Source organism: Rhizorhabdus sp. GW822-FHT03C02, assembly GCF_058801765.1.
Genome location: NZ_JBXANN010000007.1, coordinates 48,087 through 63,367, shown reverse-complemented (window position 1 = coordinate 63,367; position 15,281 = coordinate 48,087). Strand labels below are relative to the sequence as shown.

Annotated in this window: 13 protein-coding genes; 2 read left to right on the top strand and 11 right to left on the bottom strand. The window is 69.5% G+C overall.

The window, feature by feature from the left end; all coding sequences use genetic code 11:
- Positions 1-246: 246 nt before the first annotated feature.
- The 9 genes from AC1RM6_RS18055 to cpaB all read right to left on the bottom strand — a co-directional run bounded on the left by AC1RM6_RS18055 (position 247) and on the right by cpaB (position 9,600).
- Complete coding sequence (locus tag AC1RM6_RS18055) at positions 247-1,968, bottom strand: TadG family pilus assembly protein (protein ID WP_493103688.1); 1,722 nt, start codon at positions 1,966-1,968, stop codon at positions 247-249.
- Between the two features lie 77 nt (positions 1,969-2,045).
- Positions 2,046-2,282 carry a hypothetical protein gene (locus AC1RM6_RS18050; protein ID WP_493103686.1) on the bottom strand — a complete coding sequence of 79 codons (237 nt, stop codon included), beginning with the start codon at positions 2,280-2,282 and terminating at the stop codon, positions 2,046-2,048.
- Complete coding sequence (locus AC1RM6_RS18045; RefSeq protein WP_493103684.1) at positions 2,279-2,977, bottom strand: tetratricopeptide repeat protein; 699 nt, start codon at positions 2,975-2,977, stop codon at positions 2,279-2,281. Before AC1RM6_RS18045 ends, AC1RM6_RS18050 begins: the two co-directional genes overlap by 4 nt.
- Positions 2,974-3,885 (bottom strand): type II secretion system F family protein, encoded by a 912-nt coding sequence (locus AC1RM6_RS18040; protein ID WP_493103682.1) that lies wholly within the window; start codon positions 3,883-3,885, stop codon positions 2,974-2,976. The genes AC1RM6_RS18045 and AC1RM6_RS18040 overlap by 4 nt, the downstream gene beginning before the upstream one ends.
- Complete coding sequence (locus AC1RM6_RS18035; RefSeq protein ID WP_493103680.1) at positions 3,885-4,802, bottom strand: type II secretion system F family protein; 918 nt, start codon at positions 4,800-4,802, stop codon at positions 3,885-3,887. Before AC1RM6_RS18035 ends, AC1RM6_RS18040 begins: the two co-directional genes overlap by 1 nt.
- A gap of 7 nt (positions 4,803-4,809) precedes the next feature.
- Positions 4,810-6,177: a TadA family conjugal transfer-associated ATPase gene (locus AC1RM6_RS18030; protein ID WP_493103679.1), complete on the bottom strand. Its 1,368-nt coding sequence runs from the start codon at positions 6,175-6,177 to the stop codon at positions 4,810-4,812.
- Complete coding sequence (locus AC1RM6_RS18025) at positions 6,174-7,343, bottom strand: CpaE/TadZ family protein (RefSeq protein ID WP_493103677.1); 1,170 nt, start codon at positions 7,341-7,343, stop codon at positions 6,174-6,176. The genes AC1RM6_RS18030 and AC1RM6_RS18025 overlap by 4 nt, the downstream gene beginning before the upstream one ends.
- Positions 7,343-8,710, bottom strand: a complete 1,368-nt coding sequence (locus AC1RM6_RS18020; RefSeq protein WP_493103675.1) for a type II and III secretion system protein family protein — start codon at positions 8,708-8,710, stop codon at positions 7,343-7,345. Before AC1RM6_RS18020 ends, AC1RM6_RS18025 begins: the two co-directional genes overlap by 1 nt.
- Entirely contained in the window at positions 8,707-9,600 is an 894-nt protein-coding gene (gene cpaB, locus AC1RM6_RS18015; protein ID WP_493103673.1) for a Flp pilus assembly protein CpaB, read from the bottom strand. Before cpaB ends, AC1RM6_RS18020 begins: the two co-directional genes overlap by 4 nt.
- A gap of 361 nt (positions 9,601-9,961) precedes the next feature.
- Between cpaB and AC1RM6_RS18010 the strand changes: the two genes are divergently transcribed.
- Entirely contained in the window at positions 9,962-11,104 is a 1,143-nt protein-coding gene (locus AC1RM6_RS18010) for an EAL domain-containing response regulator (protein ID WP_493103671.1), read from the top strand.
- A gap of 67 nt (positions 11,105-11,171) precedes the next feature.
- Complete coding sequence (locus tag AC1RM6_RS18005; protein WP_493103669.1) at positions 11,172-12,338, top strand: hypothetical protein; 1,167 nt, start codon at positions 11,172-11,174, stop codon at positions 12,336-12,338.
- A gap of 202 nt (positions 12,339-12,540) precedes the next feature.
- Here AC1RM6_RS18005 and AC1RM6_RS18000 read toward each other — a convergent pair whose 3' ends face one another.
- Together AC1RM6_RS18000 and AC1RM6_RS17995 are read right to left on the bottom strand one after the other, a co-directional pair.
- Positions 12,541-14,772, bottom strand: a complete 2,232-nt coding sequence (locus AC1RM6_RS18000) for a sensor histidine kinase (protein WP_493103667.1) — start codon at positions 14,770-14,772, stop codon at positions 12,541-12,543.
- Entirely contained in the window at positions 14,762-15,136 is a 375-nt protein-coding gene (locus AC1RM6_RS17995) for a response regulator (protein WP_493103664.1), read from the bottom strand. Before AC1RM6_RS17995 ends, AC1RM6_RS18000 begins: the two co-directional genes overlap by 11 nt.
- Between the last annotated feature and the right edge of the window lie 145 nt (positions 15,137-15,281).

The window sequence follows — 15,281 nt, the reverse complement described above, 5'->3', positions numbered from 1 at the left end:
AGTCGATCGTGTTCAGCAGGCCGTTGAGCTTGTCGGACAGGCCGGTGCCGAAACCGGTGGCGCCGACCGAGAGGACGGCACCGATGCAGCCGACGAGGATCGCATATTCGACAGCCGAGGCGCCCTTGCGGTCCTTGACGAGGCGACCCATGATCTTGCGCGAAACTTTCACCATTATCCTTGCTCCCATTTTGCCCCTTCGCCCTACGAGTATCCGGGCGGAAGGGGCGCCCGGTACCCATTCGATCAGACCAGTACGGGCACCCCGCACCGCACGCCTGTTACCCAGATGCTGGCAAAGCCGGCGCGCACGCCGAGGCCGCCGAGAAGTGTGTCGACCAGCGGATCGACGCCCAGCGCGCCCACCAGCCCGCCGACCAGCGAGGTCACCGGGGCGGTGATGTTGCCGGCCGGTATGTAGACCCCCAGCACCGGCACCTCGGCGTCGATCTGCAGATGGCTGCCAAGATCGGTGAACAGGGGCGAAAGCTGCGAATTGTTGCCGATCGGTGCGGGGCTGCCGCCGTAAGGCGGCTTGCCGATGATGCCGTTGCCTCCCGAAACCCGGCGGAATTCGCGCGTTTGCGGCGTGGCGTTGCCGATGACCGGGCCGGCATAGACGCGCAGCGTCAGTCGCAGCAGCAGCGGCACATTGGCCAGCGTGACCGGACTGAAGTCGCTGGCGCTGAGCGCGCGGAACGGCTGGGTCATCGCATCGGCGGGCGGTGTCCCGATGAAGGCCCGCAGCAAACCTGCCGAACCCGAGACCCGCACGACCGAGTCGGTCGCGGCCTCCTGGCCGCAGCTGATCGAGGACAGGTCTGCGGTGCCCGCACCGATCTCGATCAGCAACGGAACACGCACCGAGAGCAGGCCCAGCCCGAGCGCATTCACGACCGGAATCGACGCGAGATTGGCGACGTTCACGTTGAGCTTGATGCGGGTCACCGCGGTGCTGACGCGGGTTTCGCCATTCGGGCCGAAGCCGAAGCGTGCGCGCTCGATCGAGCCGCTCGAACTGCCTGCCAGTTCGACCGAGGTGATCCCGGCTACCCCGACATTGAGGCCGGGGATCTGGACGCCGCGGCTGTTGGTCTGCAGCGCGTAGGCGATCAGCTGATAGGCGTTGAGTCCGGCCCTGAGCCCGGTCTGCGCATCGGCATGACCGACCGGCATCTTCTCCCACACGCCGAGATCGAACAGCCCCGCGAGTGGCACCGAAATCGATCCGCCGATCTGTCCGGCGAGGCTGTCGAGAACGGTCGCGGTCGAGGTCGCGCCCGAGGCGCGGCTGGCATCGGCGGCGGCGCCGAGCAACTGGGCCATGGTGACGGTCTGGCTGACCAGAGTCGCATAGGTGCCGGTCTGGCCGACCCGCGCGGCGAGCTTGTCGAAGAAGATGCCGGCGTCGATCTCGCTGCCGAGCAGGGTCTGGAGCTGCGCCGAGCTGAGCGCGATGTTGCTGCCGGTGAGCACGGTGAGCAGCGCGTTGACGATGCCGACGTTGAGCGTCAGCGCGCCGCTGGTCATCTCGAGCCCGGCCTCGTCGATCCGCGCGGCGGTCGCGGTCGCCGACAGGGTCGCGGTCGGCGAGGCGTTGCCGAGCATCGCCATCACATATTGCTGGTTGGGCAGTGATGTCGTCAGCCGTACCGCGGTCGACTGCTGGTTGCCGGGGCAGGGGCCCGTGGGGCCGGTCGGGACGAAACGCGCATTGGCGGCCAGCGTCATGTCGGGGCAGTAGCGGCCGACCTGGGCCGACTGGACCGCGCTCGCCGGATAGCCATTGGCGACCAGGTAGGCGCGGGCGCGGGTGAGGGCGTTGGCGGGATCGATCGCCGCCGACAGCGCCGCCGCCTGGGTGACGCTCTGCAGCGCGCGGTTGCCGCTATAGTAAAGCCCGACGTCGAGGGCGAGCGCCGCCGATCCGACCAAAGCCGAACCGAGGATCGCGATGATCGGTGCCACGGCTCCGCGCTCGCAGCGCTTCAACCCTTGCGGGCGGAGCGCTGCGAGACGCGACCGGGGGGGGCACCGGCGTCCGGTCATTTGGGCTGCGCCTGCCGATCGTCGGCCACCGGCTGGCCGATCGAGGCGAGATATTTCTTCATCACCACCTCGGCCTCGTCGGCGGTGAGGCCGGCGGCGGCACCCGACCGCGGGGGGCTGAGGAACTGGCGTTCGACCACGCTCCGCGCTTCGCCGGCGGGGGCAGCCGACGAAGCGCGCTGCGCGGACGCAGAAGGGGCCGCCGAGGCGGCGGCAAGCAGCATGAGGATCATGAGTTCGCCTTTCGGGTGGGGCGGAGCGCGCCGAGCCGGCTTGCCTCGCTGGAAATGCTGCGCAACAGATCGGCCTGCGCCTGGCGATCGCCCGACCGCGCGATCTCGGCGGCGAGGTCGGCCTTGCGGCCGGTCATCGCCAGCGCGAGCAGCAGATTGTTGCGGATGACGCCGTCGGTCGGCGCCAGGTCGCCGGCGGCGTGAAGCTGTTCGATCGCTGCGTCGCCGCGGTCGCTGCGCAGCAGCGCATAGCCGAGCGCGTTGCGCAGCAAGGGGTCGGCCGGGCTGGCATTGGCCGCGAGCTGGTAGAAGCCGGCGGCGTCGGCCCAGCGTCCGCGCGCGGCGGCGACATGGCCGCGCACCGCATCGACCGCGGCATTGCCGCTGGTCTTCGCCAGCACCGCCAGCGCACGCTCGGCCTGGTCGATCTGGCCGAGGTCGATCAGGCTGTTGACCCGCAGCACCTCGGCGCTGACGTCGCCCGGAAATTGCCGCTCGAAATCGTCGAGATAGGCGAGCGCCGCCCGCGGCCGGCCATCGGCGCGGGCCTGGTGGATCAGCTGGAGGTAGAGGCCACGCGTCTGCGGCGCCTCCTGCTCGGCGGAGGATGGGGGGCTGGCGGCGGGCGCCGGAGCACCGCTCGACAGCGCGCAGGCCGCCAGCAGGGGGAGCAGCAGGGGAAAATATCGGTTCATCGGGCAGCTCCATTGGCGGACTGGCTGCCGATGATCTCGAACAGCGCGTGGACGGGCGGGCCGCCGACGACGATGAAGACCGCGGGCATGAAGAAGACGACCATGATCAGCACCATCTGCACCGAGATCCGGCCGACGCTCTCGCGGGCGGTCGCGACCCGGCGTTCGGTGAACTCGCGGTTGAACGCCTTGAGCGCGACGCTGAGTTCGACGCCCTGGAACAGGCTTTGCTCGAACAGCGCGGCGAGTTCCTTGGCGCCGCCGATCGCGACGCGCTCGGCCCAGCGATCGAGCGCGGCCTCATAGCCGGTGCCGCGGTCGAGATCGGCGACGAGCAGGCGGATCGTCGCCACCAGCCGGGGGGCGGCGGCGCCGTCCTCCTGCGCGATCGAGCGCAGGCACTGGTCGAGGCTGATCCCGCTTTCGAGCATCATCAGCAGCAGGTCGAGCAGAAAGGGGAATTCGGCGGTGATCCGGCGCTCGCGCGATGCCGCGACGAAGTCGAGCGCGCGCTTGGCGATCAGATAGGTGCCGGCGGTCGCGAGGATCAGCACCAGCCAATGGCCGAGGAAGCGGCCGGTGGTCAGCCGCGACCCGATCGCAATGACCAGGAAGACGCCGATCGTTGCGCCGAGGCGGATCCACAGGAAGCGCTCGATCGCGGTCGGGGCCTGGAAGCCGGCCTGGCGCAGCTTCTTGGCGATCTCGCTGCCGTCGCGCCCGCGCGCCTTGAGGAAGCCGGGCAGGCGGAACTCGGCTGTGGCCGAGCGCGCCGCGAGAGGGGCGACGTCGCGGGCGATGCGGGCGTCGAGCCGGCGCTGGGCGGCGAGGATCGTCGCGCCCTGCACGACCGCGGCGAGCGCGACCAGGGCGAGGGCGAACCAGCCAAGGGCGAAGGCGGCGGCCATCAGAAGATCAACCGCATCAGGCGCACCATGATCAGCGTGCCGGTCAATTGCATGCCGGCCGCGATCATCGCGAGCTGGCGGCCGCCGGCGCTGCCGACGAAGAAGTCGAGATAGGCGCGGCTGGTGAGCAGGAAGAAGGCGGACAGCAGGATCGGCATCGCGACGAGCAGATAGGTGCTGACCCGGACCTCGGACGTCGCCGAGCGGATCTCGCGCTTGATCCGCCAGCGCTCGCGGACGATGCTCGAGAGATTGCCGAGCACCTGCGCCATCGGGCCGCCGAAGCGCTGGTTGACCCGGATCGCCGCGACCAGCATCGACAGCTCGGCGATCTGCAGCCGGGTTGCGAGCTGTTCGAGGCTGGCGACGACGGGGACGCCGAGTTCGATGCGGCGGATCGCGGGACCCATATAGGTGGCGATCGCGGCCGGCGCGTTCGGCAGCGCGCGGGTGAGCGCCTGCGGCAGCGAATGGCCGATCGTCAGCAGTTGGCGGACCGCGTCGAGGAAGAAGGGCAGCGCCTCGACCAGCGCCTCGCTGTGCGCGCGGGCGCGGTGCTGGACCCAGGCGATCAGCACGATCGGCGGCAGCGTCGCCGCGAGCAGCCCGGCGACCGCGCCGCCGATCAGCAGCGCACCGATCACCAGGATCGCGAGCGCGCCGGCACCGGTCAGCAGCATGCGCGGGGTCGGGGCAAGCTGGGCACGGACCAGCAAAGGGGCGATGATGTCGGGGACCTGGACCGGACGATGCGCCGCGATGGTGGCGCTGGCGACATTGGGCGCCGCGCCGCCGACCCGCGCGGCGATCCGCCGGTCGAGCAGCTCGAGCTGCTGCGCGTTGGCGAGCAGCAACTGATAGCCGATCGCCAGCAGCAGCAGCATCGCGAGCAACAGGAAGGCGAGGCCGGTCAGCATATCCGCCTCACCACGCCTGGTCCGCCGGGCGATCGGGCTGATAGCCCTTCAACCGGCGTTCGAAGAAGGGGCGGGGCGACAGCGTGCGATATTCGCCGAGGCCGGACATGGCGGGCTTTTCCTCGAACACGAACAGCTCGTTGAGCGAATAGGCCTCGCCTTCGATCCCGGTGACCTCGGTCACCGACATGATCCGCCGCGCGCCATTGGCGAGCCGCTGGATATGGACGATCAGCTGGACGCTGTTGGCGACGAAGCGGCGTACCGCCTTGACGTCGTTCTGGAGGCCGCCGAAGCCGAGCAGCATTTCGAGCCGGGCGAAGGCGTCGCGTGGCGAATTGCCGTGGAGCGTCGCCATCGATCCGTCATGGCCGGTGCTCATCGCCTGCAGCATCTCGACCGCCTCGACCCCGCGAACCTCGCCGAGGATGATGCGATCGGGGCGCATCCTGAGCGCGTTGCGCAGCAGGTCGCGGGTGCCGACCTCGCGGCTGCCGTCGGCGTTGGCGGGGCGGGTCTCGAGCCGGACGACATGTTCCTGGCGGAGCTGGAGCTCGGCGGCGTCCTCGATCGTGATCAGCCGCTCATGGTCGCCGATGAAGCTCGACAGCATGTTGAGCAGGGTGGTCTTGCCCGCGCCGGTGCCGCCGCAGACAAGGATGTTGAGCCGCGAGCGGACCGCGGCGCCGAGATAGCGCGCCATGTCGGCGCTCATCGACTGGCGCTGGACGAAATCCTCGATCGCCAGCATCTCCATCCGGAATTTGCGGATCGACACCATCGGCCCGTCGATCGCGACCGGCGGGATGACGATGTTGACCCGCGATCCGTCGGACAGGCGGGCATCGACATAGGGGGTGGCCTCGTCGACCCGCCGGCCGATCTGGCCGACGATGCGGTGGACGATGTTCATCAGATGGGCGTCGTCGCGGAAGCGGGTCTCGACCCGGGTCAGCTTGCCGCCGCGTTCGACATAGATGCGATGGGCGCCGTTGACGATGATGTCGTCGATGTCGGGATCGCGCAGCAGCGGGGCGAGCGGGCCGAGTCCGCCGACCTCGTCCTCGACATCCTCGATCAGCAGCAGCCGCTCGGCGCTGTTGAGCGCGAGCTGGCCGCGGCGACTGCGGCTGGCGATCGCCAGCTCGATCTCGTCGCGCAGCGCGCGCTGCGGCTGGCCGTCGGTGGGCACGCCACGCGCCTCGAGCTGCTCGATCACCTGGCTGCAGATCAGCGCCTTGGCCGCCTGATAGGCGTCGCTCATCCGCTGGCTCGCCGGAGCCGTGACGACGCCGGCGTCGGCCTGCGGATCGGCATGAACGGTCCGGCCCGCGCGGGGCGCGACCGAGGCGATATCGTCGAGCAGCAGGCTCATCGTGCCGCCTCGAACCGGCGGGTCGCTAGCTTCCTGAGCTTGTCGAACCCTTTGACATGCGCCGGGCGCGGCGCGGGCGGCAGCCCGGCGACGCGGCGGATCAGCTCGGCATAGCTGCCGCCGCTGTCCTCGACCGTCAGTGGCTGGCCGGCGTTGAGCGCGTTGCGCAGCGCAGCGCGGTCGATCGGGATCGCGATCGAGCGCGCGAGGCCGAGCGCGTCGGTCATGCGACGGCCGTCGAGCAGGATCGCCGGATCATGATCCCAGATCAGCAGCCGGCTGCGATCGACGATCGCGCCATCGGGGGCGAGCCGCTCGACCAGCCGGCGGACGCTGCCGAGTTCGCGGATCGACTGGGCGCAGACGATCTCGATCCGGTCGGCGGCGGCGGCGAGATCGCGCAGCAGACCGGGATGGCGCAGGCTGCCCGCGCACAAGGTGACCTCGTCGAAGGTCGCGCGCAGCAGCCGAACGAGGGTGGTGATGTCGCCGGGCGCGATCGCCGCGGGCTCCTGGCCGGTGCCGCCGTCGAGGGTGAGCAGCATCACCCCCGAGCGATCGTGGCGCGCGAGCGCGTTCGACAACAGGCTGGCGTCGAGCCGCTCGATATCGGCGACCGCGGACGCGATGCCGTAACCGAGCTGGAGGTCGAGATAGGCTTCGGCGATGCTGTTGGGCATGGTGCAGTCGATCAGCAACTGGCTGCGACCGCTGCCGGCGCGGGTGATCGCGAGGTCGGTCGCGACCACCGCGGCCGCTTCCGGATCGGCGCCGAGCAGCAGGGTCAGCCGGCCGCCGCTGTTCTGGTCGACCAGGGTGGCGTTGAGCAGCCGCGACAGCGTCTCGCCGGTCTCGGCATCGTCGGCGGCGCGCGCCAGCACGTCGCTGGCCCCGGCGCGGATCGCCTGGAGGACGAGATCGGCATCGCGCTCCTCGCTCGCCAGCACCACCGGGCGGCCGCCGGCCTGGCTGACGACGGTGGCGATCGCCGCGGCGAGCGAGCGTTCGGGCGGGATCGCGGTGCGATCGAGCACGATCACGGTCGGGCCGGTATCGGCGCGCGGGTCGAGCGCCTGGACCATGTTGACCGCGATCCGGCCGTCGAGGGCGGCGGCGAGGCGATCGGCGAGCGCGCGATCGACCGAGAGGAGGGTGATCGCGCTCATCAGCGGCGCACCACGCCGAACGGGCGGCTGGCCTGTTCGAGCCCGTCGGTGCCGAGGATCATCTCGCCGACCGAGGGACTGAGCGCGGCGGTGGCGGCGCCGGGCAATGGCGGTATCTTGCCGGGATCCATCGGTCCGACCAGCCGCGGGGTCGCGACGATGATCAGCTCCTGATGCTCGCGCTGGTTCTGCTGGCGCTTGAAGAAGGCGCCGATCACCGGCAGGTCGCCGATGAACGGCACCTTTTCCTTGGTGATGTTGCTGTTGCTGTAGCTGAGCCCGGCCAGCACGAAGCTCTGGCCGCTGCCGAGCTGGACGGTGGTTTCGGTCGAACGGCGCCGCAGGCCCGGCACGGTATAGCCCTGCAGCCTGACGCCATTGGCATAATCGAGTTCGCTGACCTCGGGCGCGATCTTCAGGACGATGCGGTCCTTCGACATGACATAGGGCGTCACCTTCAGGCGCACGCCGAATTCCTTATATTCGATCGAGATGAAGTTGCTGGCGCCGCCCTGCGGCACGGGGATCGGCACCTCGCCGCCGGCCAGGAAGCTGGCCTGCTCGCCCGACCGCACCATCAGCGTCGGCTGCGCGAGCAGTTGCGAGAGGCCGTTGCTCGACAGCGCGCTCAGCACCGCGCCGATGCCGCGATTGGGCCCGGCGAGGAACAGGTTGAAGGCGTTGGTCAGCGGTGCGCTCGCGGTGACGGCGAGGCCGCCCGCGCCGAACGAATAGTCGGAGAGGTTCGACGGCGAGATCACCGCGCCCTGGATATCGCCGCTGAGCTTGGAGAAGTTGAAGCCGAGCGCCTTGAGCGTCGACGAGGATACCGCGGCGAACTGGACGTCGACCGCGACCATCTGTTCACCCGACACCGCCAGCGTATTGGCGCCGCGCTCTTCGCCGGCCGCGGCGACGACCCGGTCGGCATCGGCGCGCGCCTGGAGGCTGTCGACCGACCCGCCGAGGATCGTGCCGCCCTTGCCGTCGCTGCGGGCATCGACCCGGTCGAAGCGGCGGTCGGCGCGGAAGGCCTTCGCCGATGTGGCGGCCCGGGCGACGACGCTGATCGGGGTCTGGGCAAGCAAGGCTCCGTCGCTGGCATAGACGGTCAGCACCGCATCGCCGACGCCGGTGGCGGTGATCGCCAGCGCGCGCGGGTTCGGCGCCTTGACCCCGATGACATCGTCGCGATCGACTTCGATCCGGCCGATCGGGCGATTGAAGCGCAGGATGTGCGAGCCCTTGACGGTCAGCGCGATGCCGTTGCCGGTGGCCGCGTTCGCGCTCGAGGCGGGAGCCTGGAGGCAGAGCGCGCAGCCGAAGAGCGCGAGACCGAGCGGCGCGAGTGGGATGGTCCGCGTCATTGTGCTGCCCCCGATCCGGAATAGATGAGTTCGCGGCGGTCGCCGACGACCAGTTCGATCGCCTGCGAGGCGGCCGGCGTCGCGGCGCGGCGGGCGGGGCGGCGAGCAGGGCCCGCCGCGGCCCGCACCGGCGCCGGATTGGCTGCCGCCGGCGCCGCCTCGGCGACGTCGATATCGGTGGGGTTGCGCAGCGAGAGGAAGAGCGCGCCGACATTCTTGGCGAGCGACAGGGTCGAGACCTGCGCCGGGGTCAGCGCCAGCGTGACGGTGCGGGCCTGGGGCGGCGGCGGGGCGATCCCGGCGGTGGTGGCGCTATCGTTCGCGGCGGGAGCGCCGACCACGGTCTCGCCGACCGCGAGCACCTGGACCATCTGCAGCAGGGTGGTGGCGCGGCTGCGGCCCTCGCCGCGGGCGCCGTTGATCGCATCGGCGCCGGGATAGACGACCTGGACGTCGACCCGGTCGCCGGGCCGGACGAGGCCGGCGACCGCGATCTCGGCGGTGGTGTCGATGCTCATCGCGCGCATGCCGACGGGAACGCGGATCGCCAGCTTGTCCTCGGTGCCGATCGCCGATCGCAGGATCGGGGTGCCGGCGGCGATCGGCCGGATCGCGACCTTGCCGACGGCTTCGGCGGGGGCGGCGGTGAGCGGGTTGAGTCCGGGTTCGCCGGTGCCGTTGCGGACGAGGTCGGCAGTGATCGTCTCGCCGGTGGCGATCGCGCGGGCGGCGAGCGCCAGCGTCGCGACCGGCCGCGGCGTCGCGGCGACCGGGACGGTCATCGCCGCGGCCGGGGAGGGCCGCTGCAATTCCCTGATCCCCAGCATGAGGAACAGGGCTGCGAAGGCCAGCCCGACGACGACGCTAATTTTTGCCCTGGTGCCCAGCATCCCCCCGACATCCCCATGAGGTTCAACGCACAGACCGAAGACGCCCAGCCCGGGCTCCGCGACCTGATCGAAACTCCGCAAAGCCGGGTTCCGATGTCGCAAACGATACAGCCCGAATCCGCAAAGCTGGGACCCAAGATGGAACCGGAGCGGTTGCATCCACGCGGATTCGGCAGAAAAGCGCATCCAGAGCCGGGCGGCGGCAGCCCGTGCCGGCAGAGCGGCAGCCCGAAGCCCCTTTGTCCTTTCGGGGTTTAGCTGGGCAGGACTGGCCCCGGGTAAGAACCGCTTCGGGTGCGATAGCTGTTTAACTTATGCTCGTCTGACGGCAGGAAGGATCATGTTCTACGTGGAACCCCATATGTCAGCCGAACCATTAAGTATCTTCATCGTCGAAGACGACGCTGCGCTGGCGGGAGAGCTCTCCGAGAGCCTCGTGGCGATGGGGCATAGCGTCGCATGGAATCGCGGCGACGTGCCGCTCGACATGCCGAATGCGTGCGACCTGATCCTGCTCGATCTCGGGCTGGGCGCGGCCGACGGATTCGAAGTTCTCGAGCAGCTCGCGACCCGCCCGGGCTGTCCGCCGGTCGCGATCATGAGCGGGCGCGATGGCCGCATCGTCGAATCGGCGCGCGACCTGGCGCGGGCGCGGGGGCTGCGCACGGTCGGGTCGCTGTCGAAGCCGTTCACCCGGTCGGGGATCGCCGACATGCTGCAGCGGCTGGCGCCGCCGATCGTGCGGGTCGCCGATGGCGATCATGGCCGCGGCTGGGCGCCGGCGGCGTCCTATTATGTGTTCCAGGCCAAGCACGACCTGATCAGCGGGGCGGTGCGCGGCTATGAGGCGCTGCTGCGGGTGCCGGGGGTACGCAATATCGAAAGCTGGTTCGCCGGATTGAGCGGCGAGGATTCGCTGGCGATGACGATCGCCGCCGCCGATGCCGCGGCGGCGCTGGCGGTGCGCCTCGACGGCCGCCGGCCGCCGCGCGGCGGATCCAATATCGGCGAGCGGATGATGACGGTGGCGTTCAACTGCCCGCCCGACATCTTCGGCGATCGGCGGATGCTCGACGCGCTGCGGCGGATCGTCGCCGATCGCGGGGTCGACCCGCGGCGCATCGCGATCGAGCTTACCGAACATCGCGGCAGCACATCGGCGGTCGAGCTGTCATCGATGGCGTGCCGCTACAAGCTCGCCGGGTTCGAGGTCCATCTCGACGATTTCGGCAGCGGCAGCACCAATCTCGAGCAGTTGCTGCGGCTGCCGCTCAACGAGGTGAAGATCGACCGGCTGCTGTTCCACCAGCTGAGCGGTGGCGACGGATTGGGACTGTTGACCGAAATCATGGCCTTCTGCCGGCAGAACGCTATCGTGACGACGGTCGAGGGGATCGAGTCCGACGCCGCGCGGCTGATCGCGATCCAGACCGGCGCCGATTATGGCCAGGGTTTCCATTGGGGAATGCCGTGCCTCGACGTCGATGGTGGGCTCGGTGCATGATCGGACCCGCTCAGCACAGGGCGCCGCCGATGCGTGGGTGCACGGCGTGATCGGGGAGTCGGCAGGGGTGCAACAACGCGCGACGATCGGCTTTGCGGCATCGTTCGGCCTGTCGGCGCTGGTGCTGTCGGCGGCGGGCGACGGTTCGCCGGTCGCCGCGATGCTGGTGGCGGCAAGCGCGGGCGCGGTCGTCGGTCTCGGCAACCGGCTGTGGATGGCGATCGCCGGGCTGGCGCTGATCGGCTGGGCGGCGAGCCATGGCTTTGCGGTCTTCGATCCGGCCGGCTGGGCGACCTCGGCCGGGCTGCTGGCGGCAGCGGCCCTTCCGCGCGGCCTGTCGTCGCCGCGGCTGCCCGCGATGGTGCTGGCCGTGCTGCCGCTGGTGGCCGCGGTCGCGGCGCTGGTCGCGGTTCATGCGGGCCCGGCGATCGCCGCGGCGTTCGTCGTGGCGGGTGCCGCCGCTGCCGGACTGGCGGGGTTGCTCGCGGTGCGTGCGATCACCGGCGCGGGGGCGGCCGGTTCGCCGTTCGATTCGGGCACGGCGGTGCAGCTTTCGGCGATGGCGCGCTATCTGCTGGTCGGACGGGTCACCGGCGGGATGTGCCACGAGCTCAGCCAGTCGCTCAACGTCATCACCATGGCCAATGGCAATCTCGGCTATATCGTCGACCAGGCCGACATCGCCCCGCACGAACGCGCCCAGCTCGCGGCCCGGATCGAGCGGATCGCCACCCACTCGGATGTCGCCGCGCGCACGCTGGGGCTGCTGCGCTGGTTCGGCCGCGACGGCAGTCGCGATCATGGCACGATGTCGGTCGGCAGCGCGCTCGAACGCGCGATCACCGTCACCCATCCGGTCGCGCGCAGCGCCGGCCTGACGGTCGAACTGCGCGGCGACGCGCTCGACTATCCGGCGCTGATCCGTCACGGCACGGTCGAGATGATCGCGGTGGCGGCACTGCTCGACCTGTTCGGCAGCCTGTCGAAGGATGAAGACGATGACGGCGCCGCGAACCGCGTCGTGCTCGACGCCTCGCACAAGGCCGACGACATCATCGTGACCTTGCTGTGCGAACAATTGCCGCTCGAACGGCCGGCGCGCACCGATATCGACCGCGCGACCTTCGAACTCGCCAGCGGTTTCGCCCGCCAGTGCGGAGGCGCCTTCACCCGCGTCTCGCGCCGCAACGATCCGGTGCAGCTTGCGATCAGGCTCAATAGAGCGGCGATCTGAACAAAGGTCGCGAGCAGTCGCAATGTGCTGATCTTCTTATTTCGTCATGCTGAACTTGTTTCAGAATCCACTCCTATACTCGGGAACGGCCCCTTGTCGCACGGTGGATGCTGAAACAAGTTCAGCATGACGAAGGAGGGATTGGCCATGTTTTCGCGCATGGGCGCGGGCGTTCAGAGCGACACCCGGAATACGCGAATGATCACCCCAGCGGCAGCATGACCTCGAGGGTGGCGCCGCGTGGGGCGGCGGGGAGGAGGCGGATGGCGCCGCCGGCGTCCTGGACGATCTGCCGGCTGATGAACAGGCCCAGCCCCGATCCGCGATCGCTCGGCTTGGTGGTGAAGAAGGCGTCGAAGGCGGTCTCGGCGACGCTGGTGTCGAGCCCGACGCCGTCGTCGGTCAGCGTGCAGAAGACCATGCCATTGGCCTCCCAGGCGACGATCTCGAGCCGACCGGCATCCGCGTCCTGGCCTTCGGCATCGCGGCGCATCTGGATCGAATCGGCGGCGTTCTGGATCGCGTTGACGAACACCTGTTCGAGCGCGGTGCGCGGGATCGCGACCTGATAGCCGCCGGGCCCCAGGCCCATGCCGACCTCGATGGCGCGTGCCTCGATCATCGGCGTCAGGAATTCGCGCGCCGCGGTCAGTGCCTCGATCAGGTTCGCATGCGCCTCGCCCGCCGGCGCGGCCTGGCCATAGCGGGTGGTGCGTTCGATGATGTCGCGCGCGCGACCGACCTGTTCGCCGATCCGCGCGAGCCGGGCGGCGATCGGCGGATCGGCGGCGACCTCGGGATATTTTTCGAGCATCATCTGCAGGCTTTCGGCGGCGATCGCGATCGTGAACAGCGGCTGCTTCAGCTCATGGCTTATCGTCGAGGCCATCATGCCCAGGTCGAGAAGGCGCGCCTGCCGCATCACCAGGTCGCGCACCCGGGCCGGCTGGGTGAGGTTGGTGATCAGTCCGCCCGCCCAGCTATAGGGACCGGTCGCCGTCCGCATCGTCAGCAGCCGGCTTTCAAGTCCGTCGCCGCCTGCAGGCCGGAATTCGATCAGGGCTTCGTCGACCCCGCCGGCCGCGAGAAAGCGGGGGCAATCCTGGGCATGGACCTGAACTTCCCGGAGGAGCGGTTCTTCGGTCAGCTGCACCTCGCAATAATAGAGTCGGCCGCTGTCGGGATCGAAGCGCACCTCGCTCAGCAGTTGCAGGCCGATGCTGCGGTTGAGGCTGCGGGCGACGCCGAGCAGCCGGTCGCGATCCTCGATCGCGGCGATATAGGCGTTGTGGCGGTCGGCGAAGAGCCGGAGCGGGGCGATGACCTCGATGAAGGGCAGCCGCGGCGGCGGCGGCAGGTCGGGCGTGCCGAACCGATCGACGAACGCCATCGATGCGGCGACGGTCCGCTCCATCGCCCGGGTGAGGGTGCGGCGGAACATCAGCGCGACGAGGCCACCGAGCAGCAGCACCGCCAGCCGTGGACCGGCGGCGGCATATTGGCGGGCCAATATGTCGCGATAGGAGATCGCGATCAGCATCGGCCCGGTGGCGCCGACGATCCGGTCGATCCGGCACAGATCGATCTGCCGGCCCATCGCATCGGCCCCCGGCCGGATCGGTACGGGTGCGAAGCGCGGGCAGCCGGATAGATGGCGCCCGGCGCGCGCCGCAAAGTCGGTCGGATCCCGCGAGATATAGAGATCGACCCGCGATCCGTCATACAGGTCGACCGCGGTCAGCCCGTCCGCCGGCAGCGTCGCAAGCTCGCGGACCGCCGCGGGATAGGCCATCGCATCGGCATAATGGCGCTGGTTGGCGTGCAGCCGCTCGATCGATCGCACCTCGTTGCCGACCGCGAGACAGAAGATCAGCATCACGAAGATGTTGATCGTCGCCCGCCACACGAGACCGAGCGAGCGGGTTTCGCGCAGCGCGACGAAGCGCGGGCCCGGTTGCGCGCGGGCGTTGACGATCACCATGTCGGCGAGCGCCGCCAGCATGATCATCGCCAGAGCGAACTGGAGCGCGACCGCGACCGCGATCACCGGTGGCATGTCCTGCCATGACAGCGCGAAGCCGGCCGTCAGCGGACCGATCGCCAGGCTCGCGAAGGCGCTGGATTCGGCGGCCAGCAGCCCACGCCGCCGGCCGCGATGGACGATCAGCACCTGGAGGACCGCCGCCGCCATTTCGAACGGCTCGCCCCACAGCAGCAGGCTGGGCAGGGTGAGCAGTACCGCCGCGGCCAGGCCGCGCCGCAAATTCCACCAGCCCGTTGCGAGGATTGCGAAAAAGGGCGCGACGGTGATCGCCAGGCCCGACAGCGCCGAGAATGGAAAGGCGCACAGCGGCAGGGCGAAGAGCAGCCCGAGCGCGTAGGTGATGTTGCCCGGACGGATGCGCCGATGCGCGTCGGCGGGGCTAATGGTCATCGAGCATGGCCCCGACGCGCCGGATCAGCGCGCGCAGATCGAGCGGCTTGATCAGCACATCGGCATCGCCGCGGTCGGGCAGGGCATCGATCGCGTCGAGATCGCCGGTCATGAAGATATAGGACAGGTTGCGCAGCGCCAGCCCGCTGCGTTCGATCCGGTCGATGATGCCGTAGCCGCTTTCAGGGCCGACACGGACATCGCTGATCACGATTCGGATATCGGGTGCTCCGGCGAGCCGTTCGACGGCTTCGCCGATCGACCTGGCGCCGATCGCCGGCCAGTCCCTGAGCGCGAGCATCTCGATCATTTCTTCCACGATTTCCGAAATATCGTCGATGATCAGGATGATAGGAGGCGCCATGGACTATAGTTCTCGTTTTCAATTCGGGAAGTTTTTCGCAGAATTGTCGCGAGAAATCCCGTATATCTGTCGACAACCGCATCCGGACCGGACCTTGTTGCGGGGGCGTGGTCCGGATTGGGATTGCCGCGGCCTGCGGCGGACC

What these genes read in the sequence shown, in the direction of transcription:
- AC1RM6_RS18050 (WP_493103686.1), bottom strand. Translation starts at nt 2,282, where the DNA reads ATGATCCTCATGCTGCTTGCCGCCGCCTCGGCGGCCCCTTCTGCGTCC.
- AC1RM6_RS18045 (WP_493103684.1), bottom strand. Translation starts at nt 2,977, where the DNA reads ATGAACCGATATTTTCCCCTGCTGCTCCCCCTGCTGGCGGCCTGCGCG.
- AC1RM6_RS18040 (WP_493103682.1), bottom strand. Translation starts at nt 3,885, where the DNA reads ATGGCCGCCGCCTTCGCCCTTGGCTGGTTCGCCCTCGCCCTGGTCGCG.
- AC1RM6_RS18035 (WP_493103680.1), bottom strand. Translation starts at nt 4,802, where the DNA reads ATGCTGACCGGCCTCGCCTTCCTGTTGCTCGCGATGCTGCTGCTGCTG.
- AC1RM6_RS18030 (WP_493103679.1), bottom strand. Translation starts at nt 6,177, where the DNA reads ATGAGCCTGCTGCTCGACGATATCGCCTCGGTCGCGCCCCGCGCGGGC.
- AC1RM6_RS18025 (WP_493103677.1), bottom strand. Translation starts at nt 7,343, where the DNA reads ATGAGCGCGATCACCCTCCTCTCGGTCGATCGCGCGCTCGCCGATCGC.
- AC1RM6_RS18020 (WP_493103675.1), bottom strand. Translation starts at nt 8,710, where the DNA reads ATGACGCGGACCATCCCACTCGCGCCGCTCGGTCTCGCGCTCTTCGGC.
- cpaB (WP_493103673.1), bottom strand. Translation starts at nt 9,600, where the DNA reads ATGCTGGGCACCAGGGCAAAAATTAGCGTCGTCGTCGGGCTGGCCTTC.
- AC1RM6_RS18010 (WP_493103671.1), top strand. Translation starts at nt 9,962, where the DNA reads ATGTCAGCCGAACCATTAAGTATCTTCATCGTCGAAGACGACGCTGCG.
- AC1RM6_RS18000 (WP_493103667.1), bottom strand. Translation starts at nt 14,772, where the DNA reads ATGACCATTAGCCCCGCCGACGCGCATCGGCGCATCCGTCCGGGCAAC.
- AC1RM6_RS17995 (WP_493103664.1), bottom strand. Translation starts at nt 15,136, where the DNA reads ATGGCGCCTCCTATCATCCTGATCATCGACGATATTTCGGAAATCGTG.